Genomic DNA, 20,612 nt, shown 5'->3' with positions numbered 1-20,612 from the left:
GGGCTTTTTGTATCGCTGTGTATCGACAGGCGCTGTTGAAGGAGGCCAAAGCCGTTGAGTGAGGCCTATGCTTGTTCGATAACCCAGGGCACTCCCAGGTTTCGCTGCGGACTAAGCAACAGGGCCTACACGAGGCCACTGCTTTTCTGACATGGACCGGATATGAATCAAACCAACCTGCAATTCAAAACCCTGCTGTTGTTGCTGGTCCTGGTGACCATTGCCTTTATCTGGATATTGCTGCCGTTTTACGGCGCGGTATTCTGGGCGGTGATCCTTGGCATTATCTTTGCCCCGATGCAGCGCCGCCTGCAGCAGCGCTTTGGCTGGAACCGCAACCTTACGTCCCTGGCCACCTTGAGTGCCTGCTTGATAGTTGCGATCCTGCCGGTGATCATCACCAGCTCCTTGCTGGTGCAAGAGGGCGCGACGCTCTATAAAAATGTTGAAAGTGGTAAGTTGGACGTGGCGGCGTATATCGAGCAGTTCAAAAACGTGCTGCCACCGTATTTCCAGCACCTGCTCGACCGTTTTGGCATGGGCAACCTGGAAGGCTTGCGCGAGAAGATCGTCAAGAGCGCGATGCAGGGCAGCCAGTTCTTTGCGACCCAGGCGTTCAGCTTCGGCCAGGGCACGTTTGATTTCCTGGTGAGTTTTTTCACCATGCTGTATTTGCTGTATTTCCTGCTGCGCGACGGCCCGGACCTGGTGCGCAAGGTGCGCACGGCGGTGCCGCTGGCCGAACCGCAGAAGCGCCGGTTGCAGCTCAAGTTCAATCGGGTGGTGCGTGCCACGGTCAAGGGCAATGTGCTGGTGGCCGTGACCCAGGGTGCGCTGGGCGGGTTGATCTTCTGGTTCCTCGATATCCCGAGTGCGTTGCTCTGGGCGGTATTGATGGCGTTTCTGTCGTTGTTGCCGGCGGTGGGCGCGGGGATTGTGTGGGGGCCGGTGGCCGCTTACTTCCTGTTGAGCGGCTCGATCTGGCAGGGCGTGGTGCTGGCGCTGTTTGGCGTGTTTGTGATTGGTTTGGTGGACAACGTGCTGCGTCCGATCCTGGTGGGCAAGGACACCAAAATGCCGGACTACCTGATCCTGATCTCCACCCTGGGCGGGCTGTCGGTGTTTGGCTTGAACGGCTTTGTGATCGGGCCGCTGGTGGCGGCGCTGTTCATGTCCAGTTGGGCGTTGTTTGTGGAAAGCAAGCCGCGGGTCAAGTTGCCTTTGCCTTAGGGGCAGCTGTAAGTTTCAAGCTTTTAGCCTCAAGCTTGCAGCTTGAGGCTTGCAACTGCTTCTCCACTGCTCCTGAAAGGCCCCCTGATGGCTTCGCCATCGCGTACTACGTACCAGCAGGCGAGCAAGCCCAGCTCCCGAAGAGGGGCGGGGACGGCGCTGCCGATGACGGACATGATCTGAACAGTAGGCATAAGGACCTCCAATCGCTATGGAGGTCACCTTACGGGGCTGGGCGGCGTAGGAAAAATCAACCGTCTCGATAGTCGACATCAACGCGATGCGTCAGTCCACGACCTGATCAAGCATGTTCACCACTTCCTGCTCACTGAGCAAACCCTTGCGCACCAGGTTTTCTGCCAGCAGTGCGAGGAATTTGGCGCTGCGGTGGCCTTCCAGGTGCTTGAGCTCGGTGAGGGCGCTGTACACCTTGCTGGACGTGCAGAGGCCAGCGGTGCGGTGTGGGTTTTGCGTGGGCATGGTCAGTCGTCCTTGTTGTTATTGGGTGGACAGGCTCGATAGTGCAGTGTGTCGTGGCACAAACATGACAGCGTGAGGCCCGGTCGAGCAAGTAGACATTGGTGTTGATGATGTGCGAATACGCGGCGGGCATTGTCCTCGGAACGACCTTTGCAGGATGAATCCGGACTTTTCAGACAAAAAAAGGCCTCGCAACCTGCGAGGCCCGTTTCAGCGGGATCGATTACCAGCCGCGGCCGTAGTAGCCGTGGTGGGGGCCGTAGCCGCCGCGCGGTGGGCCGTAATAACCACGCGGTGGACCGTAATACACCGGCGCCGGGCGGTAGTAGACCTGTTGTTGCACATACACCGGTGGCGGCGGTGCGTAATAGACCGGCGGCGGCGCGGCGTACACCGGTTGCGGTTGCACATACACCGGCTGCTGCACATAGACCTCACGTGGCTGGCTGGCAACCACGGAGCCCACGACTGCTGCGCCGACCAGGGCACCCAATACGGCCGGGCCACCCCAACCACCACCGTGGGCGGAGGCTTGGCCTGCCATCGCGAGTGCGCCAACAAGCAAGGCGATCTTGGGGATTGTACGAATCATGGTCATTCCTCGGTTAGCCCCTGCGCTTGTGGTCTGCAATCAATGGACTCAAGTAATGTCGCGGGGATACTTTTAAGACAACGTATTTCTGAAAAACAGCACAGCCGCTAGGTAAATGTTGTGTAAGGTCTGTATCGAATCGCTTACTCAAGGAGTTACCCATGCAGATGCACCCCAACAAGGACACGCGGCTGTGCATGTCGCTGTCGGCGCGCCCCGGGAATTTTGGCCTGCGTTTTCATAACCACCTGTACGAACAGTTGGGTCTGAACTTCTACTATAAAGCCTTCAGCAGCCAGGATTTGCCCGGCGCGATCGGTGGTATCCGCGCGCTGAACGTCCGTGGTTGCGGGGTTTCCATGCCGTTCAAGGAGGCCGCCATTGCCTTAGTGGACGAACTCGACGATTCAGTTCAAGCCATCGACTCGCTAAACACCATCGTCAACACCGATGGGCATCTCAAGGCCTACAACACTGATTACATCGCCATTGAGCAACTGCTGAAAAAGCACGCCGTGCCGCAGTCATCGACATTCGCCCTGCGTGGCAGCGGCGGCATGGCCAAGGCCGTGGCCAGTGCCTTGCGCGATGGCGGCTACGCTAGCGGCGTAATAGTGGCGCGTAATCAAGCCGCAGGCCGCGCCTTGGCGCAGAACCTGGGCTATGAATGGTTGCCCGACTTGGGTGAATTGCGCCCACAGATGCTGATCAACGTGACACCTATCGGCATGACCGGCGGGCCTGACGCGCACGCCCTGGCGTTTGATGCCGAAGCCGTGGAGGCTGCCGAAACGGTGTTCGATGTGGTGGCGATCCCCTCTGAAACCCCATTGATCGTGCGGGGCCGTGCCAAAGGCAAACGGGTGATTACTGGGTTGGAAGTAATCGCGATCCAGGCGTTGGAGCAATTTGTGCTCTATACCGGTGTGCGTCCGACCCCTGAGCAATTCGAGAAAGCCGTGGCATTTGCGCGTGCCTGAAACCTCATCCCATCGCATCCCCCACCCAGTACCCAAGTAGCATAGGTCTCCCCCCTGGCCCTTCGTACACTTGTGCCTCAGAGGGGGAGCCAACGATGCACAACAGTGAAGGCGTAGTCAGTGCCATGTCCCAGGCCACCGATGCCGGGCAGGCCGCCGAAGAGCTGGCGCGGCAACTGTTGCATCCGTACCTGGGTTTCGTGCTGTTTTTCTGCTCGGCCTCCTATGATTTGCAGGCTCTGGGCCACGCGCTGCAACAATGCTTCGGCAGCGTGCGCGTGGTCGGCTGTACCAGCGCCGGCGAGATCACGTCCCAAGGCTATGGCCGCAACTGCATCACGGCGGTGGGCTTCAACCACGCTCACTTTTCCATCGCCACTGAGCTGATCGACCAGGTGGAACACTTCAGCCTGATCAACGCCCAGGACATGGTCGAACGCCTGGTCGGCGGTTGCCGCAGCAATACGCTGGCGCCGATCAAGGGCAACACCTTCGCCCTGACCCTGCTCGATGGCCTGTCCAGCCGAGAAGAAATGGTGCTCGCGGCCCTCAGCGCCGCGTTGGGCGATATCCCGCACTTTGGCGGTTCGGCGGGTGACGACAATTTCCTCACGCACACCCACGTCTACTTCAACGGCGTGTTCCACAGCGGCGCAGCGGTGGTGGTACTGGTCAATACCTGGCTGGATTTCGAGGTGTTCACCACCCACCACATCCTGCCGCGCTCGGAAAAGCTGGTGGTCACCGGCGCAGACAGCCCGTCGCGACGGGTCTTTGAACTCAACGCCGAGCCTGCCGCCGAAGAATACGCGCGGCATATCGGTGTGGCCGTGGCCAACCTCGACCACCGCACCTTCGCCGCGCACCCGCTGGCGGTGCGCATCCACGACCAGTACTACGTGCGCGCGATCCAGCAGGTGCACGAAGACCTCAGCCTGAGTTTCTACTGCGCGGTGGAAAACGGCATCGTCCTGACCGCGATGAAGCCCGGCCCGATTCTGCCGAACCTGCAAACCCTGTTCGACGGCCTGCAGTCGCGCCTTGGCGACCTGCTGCTGACCATTGGCTGCGACTGTTTCCTGCGGCGCCTGGAACTGGAAGACAACGGCACCCTCGAGCAGATCGGCAGCTATCTGCGCGACCAGCGGGTGATGGGCTTCAACACCTACGGAGAACAGTTCAATGGCATGCACATCAACCAGACTTTCACCGGTGTCGCCATTGCCCGAGGCCGACGCTGACCTGCCCGCCCTGGTGGCGCGACTGCAACAGGACAACCACAAGCTGGCGCGGATCAATGCGGCGCTGATCGAGCGCATCGAGTCCGGCATGACCCAGGGCAACAACCCCTACACCACCTTCCAGCATTCGGTGGTATTGGCCGAGCAAGTACGCGAACGCACTGATGCGCTGAACCAGGCGATGGCTGAACTCAAGGCCAGCAACCACCTGCTGATCAACGCCCGGCTGCGCGCCGAAGCCCTGCGCGGCGAACAGGCAGCGGCGCAAAAGGCCCAGGAAAGCGAACGCTGGATCCGCCTGATCACCGACAACGTGCCGGCGCTGATCGGCTACCTGAATGCTGAGCTGGTCTACGAATTCACCAATAAAGTCTATGAGGAATGGTACTGCTGGCCGCGCGGCATGATGCTCGGCCAGAGCCTGCGCGAAGTGCACAGCGAGCAGCATTGCCAACGCCTGGATGCCTACGTCGCCCGCGCCCTGGCGGGGGAAAGCGTGACGTTTGAATTCGCCGAAACCAACATCAACAATCAGGAGCGCTACATGCTGCGTTCTTATGTGCCGAACCTGTTGGCCAGTGGCGAAGTGGTGGGGATCTTCGTATTGATCCGCGACATCACCGAACGCCGGCGCACCGCTGAGGCCTTGCACCAGGCCTACCAGCACCTGGAGCAACGCGTGGCCCAGCGCACGTCGGAACTCACCTCGCTCAACGACCAGTTGCTCAAGGAAATCGACGAGCGCCGGCGCATGGAAACCCGCCTGCGTGAAGCCAAGCGGGAGGCCGAACAGGCCAACCTGTCGAAAACCAAGTTCCTCGCCGCTGTCAGCCATGACCTGCTGCAACCGCTGAACGCCGCGCGCCTATTTACCAGCGCATTGCTCGAACGCCCCAGTGAAACCCTGGTGCGCAACGTCAGCAATTCCCTGGAAGACGTGGAAAACCTGCTCGGCACCCTGGTGGATATTTCCAAGCTGGATGCCGGGGTGATCAAGGCCGATATCGCGCCGTTTGCCCTCAGTGAGTTGCTGGACAACCTCGCCGTCGAATACACCGAACTGGCCCGCGCCGAGGGGCTGGCGCTGCACTTTATCGACTGCTCGGCGCTGGTGCGCAGCGATATCCAGCTGCTGGCGCGGATCCTGCGCAACCTGCTGAGCAATGCGATTCGCTACACCTACAAGGGCCGCTTAGTACTGGGTTGCCGGCGCCAGCATCAACGCGTGTTGATTCAAGTATGGGACAGCGGCATGGGCATTGCCGAAGAGCGTCTGGAGGAGATTTTCCAGGAGTTCAAGCGCGGCGATGTGCAGCGCCCGGATCAGGATCGCGGGTTGGGCCTGGGCCTGGCCATCGTGGAAAAGATCGCCGGGATGCTCGGCCATCGCATCAGCGTCAAATCCTGGCCGGGTAAAGGCTCGATGTTTTCGGTAGAAGTGCCGTTGAGCGCCACCGCGCCCAAGTCCTCGCCGGCGCCGTGCATGAGCGAGCCGATGCTCGAACGCTTGCAGGGTGCGCGCGTGTGGGTGCTGGATAACGACGCGGCGATTTGTGCAGGCATGCGCACGTTGCTCGAAGGCTGGGGCTGCCGGGTGGTCACCGCGCTGTCGGAGCAGGACTTGGCGCGACAGGTGGACAACTACCATGCCGAGGCGGACTTGCTGATTGCCGATTACCACCTCGACAACGACCAGAACGGCATTGACGCAGTGGCCCGCATCAACGCGCGGCGGGGCCGTGCGATACCGGCGATGATGATTACTGCCAATTACAGCAATGAGTTGAAACAGCAGATTCGTGAGCTGGGGCATACGTTGATGCATAAGCCGGTGCGGCCGATGAAGCTGAAGACTGCGATGAGTCATCTGCTCAGTCGGCCCTGACAAAAGGCAATCAAAATGTGGGAACTTGTGTTCTGTCTGGCGGATCAGCGCCGCAGGTAGGAGCCGAAATCAATATCCCCGGCACTGAGTATCGCCTGCACCCGATTATGCACATTCAACTTGCGCAAGATCGCCGACACATGCGCCTTCACCGTGGTCTCGGCAATCTCCAGGGTGTACGCAATCTGCTTGTTCGACTCGCCCTTGGTCATCCGTTCCAACACCAGCAATTGCTTGCGCGTCAGTGCCTGCAACAGCTCCGGGGCGAAACCGGGATTGTCGTTCATGCGCCGTTGCCCGGTGTTTTTCTGGGAACGGATGATGTCCGGCGGCAGGTACACGTTGCCGTTGAGAATCTGCTGGATCGCCTCGGTCATTTGCAGGCGGGGCGAGGACTTGGTGATAAACCCCACGGCGCCATACGTGATGGCTTGCAGCACGATTTGCTTGTCCTGTTCGGCCGAGACAATCACCACCGGGATAGTCGGTGACTCGTTGCGCAGGTTGATCAAACCGTTGAGGCCGTGCATGCCGGGCATGTTCAGATCCAGCAGGATCAGGTCGAGGTCGTCGTGTTCCTGGGTCAGGGCGAGGGCACTGTCCAGGTCGGCGGTTTCCATCACCTCGCTGCCGGGAAAGCCGTCGCTGATAACGTTATGGATCGCCTCGCGAAACAGCGGGTGATCGTCGGCAATCAAAATTTTGTACATGGCCGTTCACCTTCTTGTTGTGGTTTTTTATTCAAAGGGTTCGGGTGTGGCAGTCATCACTGGCAGGTTTGCCGCTTCCCATGCATCCAAGCCATCGCGATACCAGTACACAGAGGTATAGCCCAGCTCGGCGGCTCGTTTTACCGCGTTCCAACTCAGCCAGCAATCGGAGCGGCAGTAGAACACCAGCGGGCGTGCCAGGTTGCCGCCGGTGAACGTGTACAGGTGTCGCACGAGATAGCCTTGCCATTCAGGTGAGAGGTCACCGTCGCCGGTGTTGGCCAGCCAGTGGCTTCCTGGCAGATTGGCGTGAGGCTGGTCTTCGATGAAACGGCCTTGCAGCCACTGGCGCCGGTACACGTCGATCAGGACCGGCGCGGGCGTCTGGTTGAGCAGGGCTCGCAGGGCCGGGGTGTCGACGATGGTCGCCCCGGGCAGTTGATCGGGCGTAGGGCTGCGGTACACGCTGATGCGGTAGCCGTCGGCGGAAAACAGGGGTGGGTCGGCGTGTACATGCGTGATGAACAGGCACAACAGGGCCGCTAGGGGCAGTCGAACGGGCAGCATGGCGGGTCCAGTCGTTATCGTTATGCACCTATTACACGCCAGTCCCGCTGCCTTGGGAATGCGACGATAGACAGCAAAACCAGTACCAAAGTAGTAGGTCGCGGCGCGGCGCGGGGTTCTAGCATGGGACGAGAGCCGCTGCCATTGGAGGCATTATGAATATCCTGTTGGTCGATGATCACGCCGTGGTCCGCCTGGGCTATGCCGGGCTGTTGCGCAGCGGCCTGCCGGGTGTGTTGGTGCGTGAAGCGGCCAGTGGCGAAGAAGCCCTGGCGCGCGTGCATGAGGCGGTGCCCAACCTTGTGATCATCGGCTTCGGCCTGCCGGGTATCAGCGGCCTGGAAACCACCCGCCGCCTGCGCCAGCGCTTGCCGCAGTTGCGCGTGCTGTTTTTCAGCCAGCACGCCGAGTTGCCCCTGGTGCGCCAGGCTCTGGAGGCGGGTGCATCGGGCTACCTGACCAAAAGCGCGTCGCCTGCGGTGATGCTGGACGCGGTGGAGCGCATCCTCGACGGTCACACCTATATCGAACAGGACCTGGCGACCCAGCTGGCCTATCACCCCACAGACCGCCGTTTGCAGAGCATGACCCAGCGCGAACTGGAGATTTTCCTGATGCTCGCCAGAGGTACCCCGGCCCGCTCGATTGCGGCCCAGCTGAGTATCAGCAGCAAGACCGTGTCCAATTACCTGACCTTGCTCAAGAGCAAGTTGCAGGTGAGTTCCCATGCCGAGTTGGTGCATTTGGGGATTGATATGGGGGTGGTGCGCATCGCCGGTTAACCTGATGCGCACAAATCCCCCCCTGTGGGAGCAGGCAAGCCAGCTCCCACAGTGAACCGCATTGGTTCATCGATCCCACGTAGTGGGGCAATCTTTGCAACCTTCCATATTCGCATCCTGAAAGTTCGCATAATGCTGACGACTCCCCGTGAGCGTGGCTTTCTCCAGGTTGCTTTCACCGAACTTGGCTTCTTGCAGATTGGCATCACTGAGGTCCGCCCCTTGCAGGTCGGCCTTGCTCAACCACGTCATTTCCAAGTCAGCCGCACGCAGGTTGACCTTGTGCATCTTCGCCCCTGACAACCGTGCAAATTGCAGGTAGGCCGCGCTGAGGTTGGCGTTTTCGAATTGCGCGCCTTGGGCAAACATCCCCCAGCCTTGCACGGCCATCAACGTGGCACCGGTGAAGTCGGCCAGGCGCAGATTGGCTTGCTGCAGGCTGGCGCGGGTCAGGTTGGCGCCTTGCAGTTGGGCTTTCTCCAGGTTGGCGAGGTCCAGGTTGGCGTGGCGCAGATCCGCATCGCGCAAGTCGGCACCGGCCAGGTTCATTTTGCTCAGGTTCTGGTTGCGCAGGTTGGCGCCCTTGAGGTTGGCGCCGGGGCACTGGCTGTGTTCGGCGATGGTGCAGCCGTTGATGATCAGGGGGGCGTCGTCGCCGTCGTCGGCGGCGTGAGCCAAGGGAAGTGACAGCAGCAGTAATAAAGGCAGGTAGTTCATCACGAGACCTCTTCAAACAGGCTCCCGGCCGTAGCAGCTGTCGAGCCCCGCCGAGGCTGCGTTGGCGGCGTGCCTGACACACCGCGGACGCAGCCTCGCTGGGGCTCGACAGCTGCCACGACGGGGATGGGGGGTTATTTCTGGGTGGTTTTGTTATCCCAACTCGGGATCTTGAACACCCAGAATGACCCACCCTGTGCCACCGGCTTGGTCAGCTCGGCCATGTCGCCGCCCCACAGCGGCACCGCGCCGCCATAGCCGACTGTCACGCCGACGTACTGCTCGCCATCCTGTTCCCAGGTGATCGGCGGCGAGACGATGCCGCTGCCGGTCTGAAACTTCCACAGTTCCTTGCCGGTTTTCGCGTCGAAAGCCTTGAAGAAACCGTCGCCGGTCCCGGTGAACACCAGGTTGCCCTTGGTCGCCAGCACGCCGGCCCACAGCGGCATGGCTTCCTTGTGTTCCCACACCACCTTGCCGGTGGTCGGGTTCATCGCACGCAGAGTGCCAACGTGGTCGTCATACATACGCTTGATGCGAAAGCCCATCCCAAGGTAAGCCGAGCCTTTCTTGTAGTTGACCTCTTCGGTCCAGTATTCCTCTTTCCACTGATTGCCCGGGATGTAGAACAGGCCGGTGTCCTGGCTGTAGGCCATGGGATTCCAGTTTTTGCCACCGAGGAACGGCGGCGAGACTTCCACTGGCTTGCCTTTGGTTTCACCGGGCAATGGCTTGGCCGGACGCTGGCCTTCGTTCTCCACGGGGCGGCCGGTCTTCAGGTCGATGTGGCTGGCCCAGGTGATGTTGTCGACGAACGGGAAGGCGTTCTGCAGCTTGCCGTTGTTGCGGTCCACCACATAGAAGAAACCGTTGCGGTCAGCGTGGCCGGTGGCCTTGATGACCTTGCCGTCCTTGTCCTTGTAGTCGAACAGCACCAGTTCGTTGTTGCCGGAGAAGTCCCAGGCATCGTTCGGCGTGTGCTGGTAGAACCACTTCACTTCGCCGGTGCTTGGGTCGACGCCGACCTGGCCCGAGGTGTAGAGGCTGTCGAAGTCGTGGGGGTTGCCGTCTTTGGACGTGCGCGCCCAGGTGTTCCATGGGCCAGGGTTGCCGGCACCGACGATGATGGTGTTGGTCTCGGCATCGAAGCTCGCGCTCTGCCAAGGCGCGCCGCCGCCGTGGCTCCAGGCCTCGACTTTGCCGGTTTCGGTGGTCGGGTCATCTGGCCACGAAGGCGCCTTGACGTCGCCGGTCGGGGTGCTGTCCTTGCCGTTCAGGCGGCCCATATGGCCTTCCACGAACGGACGCATCCAGACCTCTTCGCCGGTGTCCGGATCGCGCGCAAACAGCTGGCCGACCACGCCGAATTCATCGCCGGAGCTGCCGTGGATCAGCAGCACCTTGCCGCTGACCTTGTCTTTGACCAGCACCGGGGCGCCGGTCATGGTGTAGCCGGCGGCGTGGTCACCGAATTTTTTGTTCCACACCACTTTGCCGGTGTTTTTGTCGAGGGCGATCAGGCGCGCGTCGAGGGTGCCGAAGTAGATCTTGTCGCCAAAGATCGCCGCGCCACGGTTGACCACGTCACAGCACGGGCGAATGTTGTCGGGCAGGCGGTGGTTGTAGGTCCACAGGCGCTTGCCGGTCTTTGCATCAAGGGCGAACACACGGGAATACGAGCCGGTGACGTAGACCACGCCGTCATTGACGATGGCCTGGGATTCCTGGCCGCGTTGCTTCTCGTCGCCGAACGAGTAGGACCAGGCCGGGGTGAGCTTGAACACGTTCTTGTCGTTGACCTGGGCCAGGGGGCTCCAGCGTTGGGCGTTGGTGCCCATGCCGTATTGCAGCACGTCCTTGGTCGTCAGGTGGTCGTTGGCGATGTCTTCCCAGGTGACGTTGTGGGTGGGTTTCGCAGGTTCGGCGGCAGCAGAGCTTGCAGCACTGAGGGACAGGCTGCCCACCAGCAGAAAGGCTTGCACGGCAAGGCTTAGGGGTGAGCGGGCGGGTAGCGATCTTATTGTCATGGTTGCAGTTCCCAGTGGAGGTTTTGGCCTGCACAGGTTGCTGCCTGGACGGGTTGGCGAATACGGAAAAAGTCCCGGTGTTGCCGGGACAATTTCCCGAACCGCCTCTGATTTAGCAGTGCCCCACAAGGCCTGCTACCAACGGATGAGAACCCGCCCACCAAAGCAGCATACGGGTGCCGCCGGGCGCTTCCTAAGATGGTTGCCATAGCCTCTGCCAAGAGGTTTTGCGTGCACTCCTTAGGGGAAAAAATAATGAAAACAAAACGCAACGCCTTGCTGACCGCCTGCCTCCTTACCGCTGCGATAGGTGCCGGTTCCGCCTGGGCCCACGGCAACGTGACCCCAACTGCCGTGGAAACCAAAGGCCTCACCCCGGTCAAGGATGCCGGCGTGCCGCTGGACGCCGATGGCTGGGCCGCGACCAACCCGTATCGCACCTCCCCAGAGCATGACAAGGCCGTCGAAATCGGTGCCTCGGCGTACAACCAGAACTGCGCGGCGTGCCATGGCCTGGAAGCCAAGTCCGGCGGGATCGCCCCCGACCTGCGCATGCTGGATGCCGGCGACCCCGGGGATGAGTGGTTTGTCGAGCGGGTCCGCCACGGCGCCGTGCGCGATGGCCGGGTGTACATGCCGAAGATGGCTGACTACCTGAGCCAGGAAGCCCTGTGGGCGGTGCGCACTTACCTCGACAGCGTGCACGTCGAGGAGTAAGCCATGCGTCTGCGCGGGTGGTGGGTCTGCTGTTTGCCGGCGCTGGCCTGGGGCGCGCCCGTCGACCCGGTGCCCTCGGTGATGTGGGCCTACTACCACCAACGTTTTCTCGACAATGCGCCGTTCGTATTCGACGAGCGCGTGAAGCTCTTGGCGCCGCCGTTCGCCGAGGACGCGCGCCAGGTGCCGCTGGAGATTGATGCCCGTGCGTTCAAGGGCGAGGTGGTGAAGATCCTTGCCTGGGCCGAACTCAACCCGCTGCCACAGATTGTCGACTTCCAGCCGGTGGAGCGCGTGCTGGCGTGGCTGTCGATCCGGATTCGTATCGAACAGGCCACGCCGTTGCGCGCGGCGGTGTTGACCCGGGACGGGATGTGGCATGTCGGTTCGACACTGATCGATGCCGCCGGCGGCGGTTGCACGGCGCCCAGCGTGGTGCGCACGCAAGCGGGCTGGGAAGACCACCTCGGCGAAGTGCTCGGCGGGCGCTACCCGCGCGCCGAGTTCAGCCGGGTGAAGCTGCAAGTTGCCCATCCGATGGATAACGGCATGGTCAGTGGTATTCCCGAGTTTTTCGTTAACAATGCCGAACTTCACGGTGCCAACGGTGAGCTGTTGGCACGCCTGGAATTGTTCCCCGCCGTCAGCGAAAACCCCAACCTGGCCTTCGATATCGAAGGCGCCGAGCCCACGCGTTTGACTTTGCGCGACACCAGCGGCAGTCAATTCGAGGCGGTCATCCCATGACCCGGCGCTGGATTCTGCTCTGGCTGATCATGCTCAGCCAGCCGGTGCTGGCCGAGCTGGATTACGGCCTGAAACCCCGCCTGATCGCCGACAACACCTGGCTGCTGGAAGGCAGCACCGATAATTTCGCCAAGGACAACGGCGGCAACATCGTCAATGTCGGGTTCATCGTCACCGAACCCGGCGTGGTGGTGATCGACACCGGGCCGTCCAAGCGCTACGGCGAAGCCCTGCGACAGGCCATCGCCAGCGTCACCGATAAGCCGGTGATCCAGGTGTTGCTGACTCACCACCACCCCGACCATGCGCTCGGCAACCAAGCGTTCAGGGAGGTGACCATCGGCGCCCTGGCCGGCACCGCCGAGTTACTGCACGAGCAGGGCGACAGCATGGCCGAGAACCTGTACCGCAGGGTTGGCGACTGGATGCGCGGCACTGAAGTGGTGTTGCCGGGTGAAGTGTTGCAAGCGGGCGTAAAAACCTTCGGCAGCCACGACCTGCAACTGCTGCACCTGCGCGGCCATACCGGTGCCGACCTGGCGATATTCGACCGCAAGACCGGCGTGCTGTTTGCCGGTGACCTGGTGTTCTACCAGCGCGCGCTCACCACTCCCAATTCACCGGGCCTTGCACTGTGGCTGGCCGATATCGCCACCCTGCAAGGCTTGCCCTGGACGCTGATCGTGCCCGGCCACGGCCCGATCGCGGCGGATGCAAAACCCTTCGAACAGATGCGCGACTACCTCACCTGGCTCGACCAGCTCCTGCGCGACGGCGCCGCCCAAGGTCGCGATATGCCTGAGCTGATCCGCAGCCCGATCCCCGAACGTTTCGCGGCGATCAACCTCAGCCGCTACGAACTGATCCGCAGCGTGACCCACCTGTACCCGCAGTACGAACGCGAGCAGATGCAACGCCTGCACCCCTGACAACACCCACAACAGACAGAGGCCTCACCATGATCTACGCACAACCTGGCACGCCCGGCGCCATCGTCAGCTTCAAGCCGCGCTACGGCAATTACATCGGTGGTGAGTTTGTCGCGCCGATCAACGGTGAGTACTTCACCAACACGTCGCCGGTCACCGGCGACGTCATCGCCGAATTCCCGCGCTCCAGCGCCGCCGATATCGACAAGGCCCTCGACGCCGCCCACGCCGCCGCTGATGCCTGGGGCAAGACGTCGGCCCAGGACCGCTCGCGGGTGTTGCTGAACATTGCCGACCGCATCGAGCAGCACCTCGAAGTGCTGGCCGTGGCCGAGACCTGGGACAACGGCAAGGCCGTGCGCGAAACCCTCAACGCCGACGTGCCGCTGGCTGCTGACCATTTCCGCTACTTCGCCGGTTGCATCCGCGCCCAGGAAGGCGGTGCCGCCGAGATCAACGAACTGACCACCGCCTATCACTTCCACGAGCCGCTGGGTGTGGTCGGGCAGATTATCCCGTGGAACTTCCCACTGCTGATGGCTGCGTGGAAACTTGCGCCGGCGTTGGCCGCCGGTAACTGCATTGTGCTTAAGCCGGCTGAGCAGACGCCGCTGTCGATCATGGTATTTGCCGAGCTGATCAATGACCTGCTGCCGCCGGGCGTGCTCAACATCGTGCAAGGCTTTGGCCGCGAAGCGGGGGAGGCGTTGGCCACCAGCAAGCGCATCGCCAAGATCGCCTTCACCGGCTCCACCCCGGTGGGCGCGCACATCATGCACGCGGCGGCCGAGAACATTATTCCGTCCACCGTAGAGCTGGGCGGCAAGTCGCCGAATATCTTCTTTGAAGACATCATGCAGGCCGAGCCGCAATTTATCGAAAAAGCCGCTGAAGGCCTGGTGCTGGCGTTCTTCAACCAGGGCGAAGTGTGCACCTGCCCATCGCGGGCGCTGGTGCAGGAGTCGATCTACGATGCATTCATGGCCGAGGTGATGAAGAAGATCGTCAAGATCAAGCGCGGCAACCCGCTGGACACCGAAACCATGGTCGGCGCCCAGGCGTCCGAGCAGCAATACGACAAGATCCTCTCCTACCTGAAGATCGCTCAGGAAGAGGGTGCGGTACTGCTGGCTGGCGGCGCGGCCGAACGTTTGGAAGGCGACCTGTCCAGTGGCTATTACATCCAGCCGACCTTGCTCAAGGGGCACAACAAGATGCGCGTGTTCCAGGAGGAAATCTTCGGGCCGGTAGTCGGTGTGACTACCTTCAAGGACGAGGCCGAAGCGTTGGCGATAGCCAATGACAGCGAGTTCGGCCTGGGCGCCGGTTTGTGGACCCGCGACATCAACCGCGCGTACCGCATGGGCCGAGCGATCAAAGCCGGTCGTGTGTGGACCAACTGTTATCACCTGTACCCGGCGCATGCGGCGTTTGGTGGGTACAAGAGGTCGGGCGTGGGGCGTGAGAACCACAAGATGATGTTGGATCATTACCAGCAGACCAAGAATTTGCTGGTGAGCTACGACATCAATCCACTGGGCTTCTTCTGATTCAACGCGCTCCCACAGTTTGATTGATGTGCACCTGAGACTAATGCAGTGCGGCTGCTACTTCGAAAGTAGCATTCGCCCCCGTTGATCTGCGTGCATTAATGAAATCACCGGAACCCCCCGGTACAACAAGAGGACTACTCCCCATGTGGACCAAACCTGCCTTTACCGATCTGCGTATCGGCTTCGAAGTGACAATGTACTTCGCCAGCCGTTGACCTCCACCCGGCCAGCCCAGCGCTGGCCGGTGCTGGCCGCAAGCATGCCCCTTTGGTCTGATTGCAATCGCAGCCGGATGGGTTAGTGTGGAGCGCATTCTTCCAAAATAATAAAAACAGGCTTTCCAATGAGCCCAAATCTGAGCCTTCTGCGCAAATTCGTCTCGCCTGAAATCATCTTTGGTGCCGGCTGCCGGCACAACGTCGGCAACTATGCCAAGACCTTTGGCGCGCGCAAGGTGCTGGTGGTCAGCGACCCCGGGGTGCTCGCCGCCGGATGGGTGGCTGATGTGGAAGCCAGCCTGCAAGCCATTGGTGTCGACTACTGCCTGTACACCGCCGTGTCGCCCAACCCCCGGGTCGAAGAAGTGATGCTCGGCGCCGAGGTGTACCGTGAAAACCACTGTGATGTGATCGTGGCCATTGGCGGCGGTAGCCCGATGGATTGCGCCAAGGCCATCGGCATTGCGGTGGCCCACGGGCGCAGCATCCTTGAGTTCGAGGGCGTGGATACCATTTGTGTGCCCAGCCCGCCGCTGATCCTCATCCCAACCACCGCCGGCACCTCGGCGGATGTCTCGCAGTTCGTAATCATCTCCAACCAGCAGGAACGCATGAAGTTCTCCATCGTCAGCAAGGCGGTGGTCCCGGACGTGGCGTTGATCGACCCGGAAACCACCGCCAGCATGGACCCGTTCCTGTCCGCCTGTACCGGTATTGACGCACTGGTGCATGCCATCGAAGCATTCGTCTCCACTGGCCATGGTCCGCTGACCGACCCGCATGCGCTGGAGGCGATGCGCCTGATCAACGGCAATCTGGTGCAGATGATCGCCAATCCCGGCGACATTGCCCTGCGCGAGAAAATCATGCTCGGCAGCATGCAGGCCGGGCTGGCGTTTTCCAATGCGATCCTTGGCGCGGTGCATGCCATGTCCCACAGCCTTGGCGGCTTCCTCGACTTGCCCCATGGGTTGTGCAACGCGGTGCTGGTGGAGCATGTGGTGGCGTTCAACTACAACTCGGCGCCGGAGCGTTTCCAGGTGATTGCCGAGACGTTCGGCATCGACTGCCGCGGCCTCAATCATCGGCAGATCTGCGGGCGGCTGGTGGAGCATCTGATCGCACTGAAACATGCGATTGGCTTCCATGAAACCCTCGGCCTGCATGGCGTGCGCGTGGCGGATATTCCCTTCCTGTCCCAGCATGCGATGCATGACCCGTGCATCCTCACGAATCCGAGGGAGTCGAGCCAGCGCGACGTCGAGGTTGTCTATGGCGAAGCGCTCTGAGGACCAGCAACTCGCCCTCGCCGGGTTGCTGGGGCTGGGCAATCACTCCGCGCGCAAGAGCCATTACCCGGAACTCGCCGCGCGATTGGACGAGCTTGAGGCCGAGCGCAACCGCTATATCCGCCTCAACGATGAGCTGGAACAGCGCGTCGCCGCGCGCACCGATGAACTGCTCGAAGCCAACCTCAACCTGCAACAGCAGATCGCCCAGCGCGAACAGATCGAACAGGACCTGCGCGATGCCCGTGACGCCGCCCAGGCCGCCAACCGCAGCAAGGACAAATACCTCGCCGCCGCCAGCCATGACTTGCTGCAGCCTTTGAATGCCGCGCGATTGCTGATCGCCACCTTGCGCGAGCGACAGTTGCCCAGCGTCGAGCAGGTGCTGGTGGAGCGCACGCATCAGGCGCTGGAAGGCGCCGAGGATTTGCTCACCGATTTGCTCGATATCTCGCGGCTGGACCAGGCGGCCGTCAAGCCGGACGTGGCGTTGTATCGGCTGGATGAGCTGTTCGCGCCGCTGGTCTCGGAGTTCCAATCGGTGGCCCTGGCGGCCGGGTTGAACCTGCGGGTGCGCACCGGCTGTTATGCGATCAATACCGACCTGCGGTTGCTGACGCGGATTCTGCGTAATTTCCTCAGCAATGCCTGTCGTTATACCGACGAAGGTTGCATCTTGCTCGGTGCTCGACGCCGAGGGGGGCGCCTGCGCCTGGAAGTGTGGGACACCGGTCGCGGGATTGCGGCCGACCGGCTGCAGGCGATCTTCCTCGAGTTCAACCAGCTCGACGTCGCCCGCGCCTCGGACCGCAAGGGCGTAGGGCTGGGGTTGGCGATTGTCGAGCGTATCGCCGAGATTCTGGGGTATCCGATTGCCGTGCGTTCCTGGCCGGGGCGGGGTTCGATGTTCAGCATCGAGGTGCCGTTGAGTGACGAAATGCCCCTGCCGATCAGCCAGTTGCCGGTGCAACCGAGCACGGGCAACCCGCTGCCTGGGCGGCGTTTGCTGGTGATCGATAACGAAGTGAGCATCCTAGAAAGCATGCGCGCGCTGCTCGGGCAGTGGGGCTGCGAAGTGGTCACCGCCACCGACCAGGCGGGTGCGTTGCTGGCTTTGCAGGGCAGGGCGCCGGAGCTGATCCTGGCGGACTATCACTTGGACCATGGGGTGGTGGGCTGTGCGGTGGTCAAGCACCTGCGCGAGCATTTCGAGCAGAACATTCCTGCGGTGATCATCACGGCTGACCGCACTGACCAATGCCGACGTGCCTTGCGTCGCCTCGAAGCACCGCTGTTGAACAAACCGGTCAAGCCCGGCAAGTTACGCGCGGTGTTGAGTCAGCTATTGGCCTAGGTCAACACGCCGCAGGTGGTTTTGCCCCATGCTCAAGCCTTGATTTAGAGCCTTGGAGCACCCGATGAGCGCGGCATCCTTTAAATTACCCCTGGGCCTGGTTGTCGCGGTGTTGGTAATGACCGGCGTGCTGCTGTTGCCGCTGCCCGCCGACTTGCCCGTGGCCGGGCACCGCATGCTGGCGATCCTTGCGTTTGCCGTGGTGGTGTGGATCACCGAAGCGGTGTCCTATGAAGCCAGCGCGATCATGATCACTTCGCTGATAGCGTTTTTGCTGGGGACCGCGCCGTCGCTGCAAGACCCGACGCACTTGATCGGCACCAGCCCGGCGATCAGCATGGCCCTTACCGGGTTCTCCAACCCGGCGTTGGCGCTGGTGGCCGGCGCGCTGTTTATCGCCGCCGCCATGACCCACACCGGCCTGGATCGGCGTATCGCCCTGGTGACCTTGAGTCGGGTCGGCACCAGCACCCGGCGCATACTGCTGGGGGCGATTGCGGTGACCATCCTGCTCAGCCTCGTGGTGCCCAGTGCCACGGCGCGCAGTGCCTGCGTAGTGCCGATCATGATGGGCGTGATCGCGGCCTTTGGTGTCGACAAACGCTCGAATATCGCCGCTGGCATCATGATCGTCGTCGCCCAGGGCACTAGCATCTGGAACGTCGGCATCCAGACCGCCGCCGCGCAGAACCTGCTGACCGTCGGCTTCATGGACAAGATGCTGGGTCAGCGCGTGTCATGGATCGACTGGCTGATCGCCGGCGCGCCGTGGGCGTTGATCATGTCGGCGGTGTTGCTGTTCCTGGTGCTCAAATTGCTGCCGCCGGAAACCGACAGCATCCCGGGCGGTAAAGAGGCGGTGGCGCAGTCGCTGGTGGAGATCGGGCCCATGACCGGGCCGCAGAAGCGCCTGTTGAGCGTTTCGGTATTGCTGCTGCTGGCCTGGGCCACGGAAGGCCGCCTGCACAGTTTCGACACCGCCTCCACGACCTATGCCGGGCTGGTGTTTCTGCTAATGCCGGGCATCGGTGTGATGACCTGGAAGGATGTGCAGTCACGCATTCCGTGGGGCACGGTGATTGTGTTCGGGGTTGGCATCAGCCTCGGCACTGCGCTGCTGACCACCCAGGCCGGGCAATGGCTGGGTTCTGCTGTTGTGGCCCACACGGGGTTGGATCAAGTTGGGCCGTTGGGGATGTTTGCGATTCTTGGCGCATTCCTGATCCTGATTCACCTGGGGTTCGCCAGCGCCACGGCATTGACCTCGGCGTTGCTGCCGATCCTGATCGCGGTGCTGCAGACCTTGCCGGGGGATTTCAGCCGGTTGGGCATGACCATGCTGTTGGGGTTTGTGATGAGCTATGGGTTTATCCTGCCGATCAATGCGCCGCAGAACATGGTGTGCATGGGGACTGGGACGTTTACGGCGCGGCAGTTTGCCAAGGTGGGGCTTCTGGTGACGCTGATTGGCTATCTGTTGATGCTGGTGTTTGCGGCGACTTACTGGAGTTGGCTTGGTTGGATCTGACATTTGGAATGTGGTCTTCAGCACGCATGAGATCCGACTGTAGGAGCGGGCTTGCTCGCGAAGCAGGGTGTCAGGCGACGTGTTTGTGACTGATCCAGCGCATTCGCAAGCAAGTCCCCTCACACATTTGGGCTGTATTTCATGCTGAAATTGAGGTGGATCGACTGGCTCTGTTCCAGCAGTCTCAGCCCAGGCCTGCCCGGCAGATGATGGGCGTTCACCGGATGGCTCACCGGCTCGATGCAAAAGAACCCCAGCCCCGGCGGGCAGTACAGCAGGAAGTAATCGGCGCCGCTGGCCTGGCATTCCAGCGTATAGCCCAGCTCTGGTTGCTCGATAACGCAATGCCCATCCCACTGGCAAAAGCCGTTGTCCACCAGGCCTTCGGGTAGGGTTTTCAGTTCCCGGAAGTCCCAGGCATCCGGCACGGGCGCCAAGAGCGTAGGCAACTTGGACGCATCACTCATCCACACCTGTGACGCCTCGGCCTGTAAGCGTGTGCCCGGCCGACGTGGCAAGTAGGGATGCAATCCCAGGCCATGCCACGCGGGTGTTTCTGCCAGATGGGTCACGCTCAGCGTAATACTCAGCTCACCCTTGCTCAATCGAAAGCGCTGCTCGGCGCGATAGGCGAACGGCGTGTCGCACTCCACGGCCAGTACCACTTCACTCGCTGACTGGCTCACCACCCGCCACGCCTGCTGCCAGGCGGAACCATGAATCGGCAAGGGGTCCGTGAGGCTATTGGGCGCCAGGGCCAGCCAGCCGTCGGGGTTGTCGAAACCGCCTCGGGAAATTCGGTTGGACCAGGGGGCCAAGGGATAGCAGCCCAGTTTGCCCGGCAAACCGGTGTTCAGCGCTTGTTGGTCACTATGGCGCAGCAAAGGCTGCCCGGTTGCTCGTACCGTCCAATTGACGATGCTGGCGCCGGTGGCCGGCGCGAGGGTGAGGTGGGTGAGTTGATCGCTGAGTTCGATGAGGTGTGACGACATGGTGTCTCGCCGTATGAAATAGGCCCAACGCAGAGGTTCAGTGTGGGAGCAGGCAAGCCCGCTCCCACATTTGA

General features: G+C 61.6%; 20 protein-coding genes. 13 read left to right on the top strand and 7 right to left on the bottom strand.

The window, feature by feature from the left end; all coding sequences use genetic code 11:
- The first annotated feature begins 162 nt into the window (after nt 1-162).
- Complete coding sequence (locus AACY08_RS08125; protein ID WP_339468953.1) at nt 163-1,230, top strand: AI-2E family transporter; 1,068 nt, start codon at nt 163-165, stop codon at nt 1,228-1,230.
- A 285-nt stretch (nt 1,231-1,515) separates the two neighbouring features.
- Here the strand turns inward: AACY08_RS08125 and AACY08_RS08120 are convergent, their stop codons facing one another.
- Together AACY08_RS08120 and AACY08_RS08115 are read right to left on the bottom strand one after the other, a co-directional pair.
- Nucleotides 1,516-1,710: a hypothetical protein gene (locus tag AACY08_RS08120; RefSeq protein WP_010211349.1), complete on the bottom strand. Its 195-nt coding sequence runs from the start codon at nt 1,708-1,710 to the stop codon at nt 1,516-1,518.
- Nucleotides 1,711-1,933: 223 nt separating this feature from the next.
- On the bottom strand, nt 1,934-2,308 hold the full coding sequence (locus AACY08_RS08115) for a hypothetical protein (RefSeq protein ID WP_339468951.1): 375 nt from the start codon (nt 2,306-2,308) through the stop codon (nt 1,934-1,936).
- A 155-nt stretch (nt 2,309-2,463) separates the two neighbouring features.
- Here AACY08_RS08115 and AACY08_RS08110 point away from each other — a divergent pair, with 155 nt between their 5' ends.
- From AACY08_RS08110 to AACY08_RS08100, 3 genes are all read left to right on the top strand, one after another.
- Nucleotides 2,464-3,282, top strand: a complete 819-nt coding sequence (locus AACY08_RS08110) for a shikimate 5-dehydrogenase (RefSeq protein ID WP_339468949.1) — start codon at nt 2,464-2,466, stop codon at nt 3,280-3,282.
- Nucleotides 3,283-3,377: 95 nt separating this feature from the next.
- On the top strand, nt 3,378-4,523 hold the full coding sequence (gene nosP, locus AACY08_RS08105) for a nitric oxide-sensing protein NosP (RefSeq protein ID WP_339468947.1): 1,146 nt from the start codon (nt 3,378-3,380) through the stop codon (nt 4,521-4,523).
- Nucleotides 4,465-6,408 carry a PAS domain-containing hybrid sensor histidine kinase/response regulator gene (locus tag AACY08_RS08100; RefSeq protein WP_445262022.1) on the top strand — a complete coding sequence of 648 codons (1,944 nt, stop codon included), beginning with the start codon at nt 4,465-4,467 and terminating at the stop codon, nt 6,406-6,408. Before nosP ends, AACY08_RS08100 begins: the two co-directional genes overlap by 59 nt.
- Before the next feature lie 44 nt (nt 6,409-6,452).
- On the opposite strand, the gene AACY08_RS08095 is transcribed toward AACY08_RS08100, so the two are convergent.
- Nucleotides 6,453-7,118 carry a response regulator transcription factor gene (locus AACY08_RS08095; protein ID WP_049709073.1) on the bottom strand — a complete coding sequence of 222 codons (666 nt, stop codon included), beginning with the start codon at nt 7,116-7,118 and terminating at the stop codon, nt 6,453-6,455.
- 27 nt (nt 7,119-7,145) lie between these two features.
- Nucleotides 7,146-7,685: a PQQ-dependent catabolism-associated CXXCW motif protein gene (locus tag AACY08_RS08090; RefSeq protein ID WP_339428152.1), complete on the bottom strand. Its 540-nt coding sequence runs from the start codon at nt 7,683-7,685 to the stop codon at nt 7,146-7,148.
- Between the two features lie 155 nt (nt 7,686-7,840).
- On the opposite strand from AACY08_RS08090, the gene AACY08_RS08085 reads away from it, so the two are divergent.
- Nucleotides 7,841-8,467 carry a response regulator transcription factor gene (locus tag AACY08_RS08085; protein ID WP_339468945.1) on the top strand — a complete coding sequence of 209 codons (627 nt, stop codon included), beginning with the start codon at nt 7,841-7,843 and terminating at the stop codon, nt 8,465-8,467.
- A 66-nt stretch (nt 8,468-8,533) separates the two neighbouring features.
- Here AACY08_RS08085 and AACY08_RS08080 read toward each other — a convergent pair whose 3' ends face one another.
- Nucleotides 8,534-9,184: a pentapeptide repeat-containing protein gene (locus tag AACY08_RS08080; RefSeq protein ID WP_339468943.1), complete on the bottom strand. Its 651-nt coding sequence runs from the start codon at nt 9,182-9,184 to the stop codon at nt 8,534-8,536.
- Nucleotides 9,185-9,318: 134 nt separating this feature from the next.
- The gene (gene exaA / locus AACY08_RS08075; RefSeq protein ID WP_339468941.1) at nt 9,319-11,211 is read right to left on the bottom strand and encodes a quinoprotein ethanol dehydrogenase; all 1,893 of its coding nucleotides are present in this window, start codon (nt 11,209-11,211) and stop codon (nt 9,319-9,321) included.
- Between the two features lie 255 nt (nt 11,212-11,466).
- Here exaA and pedF point away from each other — a divergent pair, with 255 nt between their 5' ends.
- From pedF to AACY08_RS08035, 8 genes are all read left to right on the top strand, one after another.
- Complete coding sequence (gene pedF / locus AACY08_RS08070; RefSeq protein WP_339420036.1) at nt 11,467-11,928, top strand: cytochrome c-550 PedF; 462 nt, start codon at nt 11,467-11,469, stop codon at nt 11,926-11,928.
- A 3-nt stretch (nt 11,929-11,931) separates the two neighbouring features.
- Nucleotides 11,932-12,675: a quinoprotein dehydrogenase-associated SoxYZ-like carrier gene (locus AACY08_RS08065; RefSeq protein WP_339468939.1), complete on the top strand. Its 744-nt coding sequence runs from the start codon at nt 11,932-11,934 to the stop codon at nt 12,673-12,675.
- Entirely contained in the window at nt 12,672-13,604 is a 933-nt protein-coding gene (locus tag AACY08_RS08060) for a quinoprotein relay system zinc metallohydrolase 1 (protein WP_339468938.1), read from the top strand. The genes AACY08_RS08065 and AACY08_RS08060 overlap by 4 nt, the downstream gene beginning before the upstream one ends.
- Before the next feature lie 29 nt (nt 13,605-13,633).
- On the top strand, nt 13,634-15,154 hold the full coding sequence (gene exaC / locus AACY08_RS08055) for an acetaldehyde dehydrogenase ExaC (RefSeq protein ID WP_339468937.1): 1,521 nt from the start codon (nt 13,634-13,636) through the stop codon (nt 15,152-15,154).
- Between the two features lie 146 nt (nt 15,155-15,300).
- A complete protein-coding gene (gene pqqA / locus AACY08_RS08050; protein ID WP_010209364.1) occupies nt 15,301-15,372 on the top strand; it encodes a pyrroloquinoline quinone precursor peptide PqqA in 72 nt (23 codons plus the stop codon).
- A 128-nt stretch (nt 15,373-15,500) separates the two neighbouring features.
- Nucleotides 15,501-16,664, top strand: coding sequence for an alcohol dehydrogenase-like regulatory protein ErcA (ercA, locus tag AACY08_RS08045; protein ID WP_339468936.1), 1,164 nt, complete (start codon nt 15,501-15,503; stop codon nt 16,662-16,664).
- Nucleotides 16,648-18,018: an ATP-binding response regulator gene (locus AACY08_RS08040; protein WP_339468935.1), complete on the top strand. Its 1,371-nt coding sequence runs from the start codon at nt 16,648-16,650 to the stop codon at nt 18,016-18,018. The genes ercA and AACY08_RS08040 overlap by 17 nt, the downstream gene beginning before the upstream one ends.
- Before the next feature lie 64 nt (nt 18,019-18,082).
- Complete coding sequence (locus tag AACY08_RS08035) at nt 18,083-19,546, top strand: DASS family sodium-coupled anion symporter (protein ID WP_339436214.1); 1,464 nt, start codon at nt 18,083-18,085, stop codon at nt 19,544-19,546.
- A gap of 119 nt (nt 19,547-19,665) precedes the next feature.
- Here AACY08_RS08035 and AACY08_RS08030 read toward each other — a convergent pair whose 3' ends face one another.
- Nucleotides 19,666-20,538 carry an aldose 1-epimerase gene (locus AACY08_RS08030; protein ID WP_339468934.1) on the bottom strand — a complete coding sequence of 291 codons (873 nt, stop codon included), beginning with the start codon at nt 20,536-20,538 and terminating at the stop codon, nt 19,666-19,668.
- Nucleotides 20,539-20,612 lie beyond the last annotated feature (74 nt).

It is taken from the genome of Pseudomonas sp. EL_65y_Pfl1_R83, assembly GCF_963970695.1.
GTDB classification, from domain to species: Bacteria; Pseudomonadota; Gammaproteobacteria; order Pseudomonadales; family Pseudomonadaceae; genus Aquipseudomonas; species Aquipseudomonas tritici.
Note: the sequence above shows the minus strand (reverse complement) of the source record. Positions and strands in the feature narration are given on the sequence as shown.

Coding starts and splice junctions, on each gene's coding strand:
- pedF (WP_339420036.1), top strand. CDS start 11,467: ATGAAAACAAAACGCAACGCCTTGCTGACCGCCTGCCTCCTTACCGCT.
- AACY08_RS08040 (WP_339468935.1), top strand. CDS start 16,648: ATGGCGAAGCGCTCTGAGGACCAGCAACTCGCCCTCGCCGGGTTGCTG.
- ercA (WP_339468936.1), top strand. CDS start 15,501: ATGAGCCCAAATCTGAGCCTTCTGCGCAAATTCGTCTCGCCTGAAATC.
- AACY08_RS08095 (WP_049709073.1), bottom strand. CDS start 7,118: ATGTACAAAATTTTGATTGCCGACGATCACCCGCTGTTTCGCGAGGCG.
- AACY08_RS08090 (WP_339428152.1), bottom strand. CDS start 7,685: ATGCTGCCCGTTCGACTGCCCCTAGCGGCCCTGTTGTGCCTGTTCATC.
- AACY08_RS08115 (WP_339468951.1), bottom strand. CDS start 2,308: ATGACCATGATTCGTACAATCCCCAAGATCGCCTTGCTTGTTGGCGCA.
- nosP (WP_339468947.1), top strand. CDS start 3,378: ATGCACAACAGTGAAGGCGTAGTCAGTGCCATGTCCCAGGCCACCGAT.
- AACY08_RS08110 (WP_339468949.1), top strand. CDS start 2,464: ATGCAGATGCACCCCAACAAGGACACGCGGCTGTGCATGTCGCTGTCG.
- exaC (WP_339468937.1), top strand. CDS start 13,634: ATGATCTACGCACAACCTGGCACGCCCGGCGCCATCGTCAGCTTCAAG.
- AACY08_RS08065 (WP_339468939.1), top strand. CDS start 11,932: ATGCGTCTGCGCGGGTGGTGGGTCTGCTGTTTGCCGGCGCTGGCCTGG.
- AACY08_RS08125 (WP_339468953.1), top strand. CDS start 163: ATGAATCAAACCAACCTGCAATTCAAAACCCTGCTGTTGTTGCTGGTC.
- exaA (WP_339468941.1), bottom strand. CDS start 11,211: ATGACAATAAGATCGCTACCCGCCCGCTCACCCCTAAGCCTTGCCGTG.
- AACY08_RS08060 (WP_339468938.1), top strand. CDS start 12,672: ATGACCCGGCGCTGGATTCTGCTCTGGCTGATCATGCTCAGCCAGCCG.
- AACY08_RS08100 (WP_445262022.1), top strand. CDS start 4,465: ATGGCATGCACATCAACCAGACTTTCACCGGTGTCGCCATTGCCCGAG.
- AACY08_RS08030 (WP_339468934.1), bottom strand. CDS start 20,538: ATGTCGTCACACCTCATCGAACTCAGCGATCAACTCACCCACCTCACC.
- AACY08_RS08080 (WP_339468943.1), bottom strand. CDS start 9,184: ATGAACTACCTGCCTTTATTACTGCTGCTGTCACTTCCCTTGGCTCAC.
- AACY08_RS08120 (WP_010211349.1), bottom strand. CDS start 1,710: ATGCCCACGCAAAACCCACACCGCACCGCTGGCCTCTGCACGTCCAGC.
- AACY08_RS08035 (WP_339436214.1), top strand. CDS start 18,083: ATGAGCGCGGCATCCTTTAAATTACCCCTGGGCCTGGTTGTCGCGGTG.
- AACY08_RS08085 (WP_339468945.1), top strand. CDS start 7,841: ATGAATATCCTGTTGGTCGATGATCACGCCGTGGTCCGCCTGGGCTAT.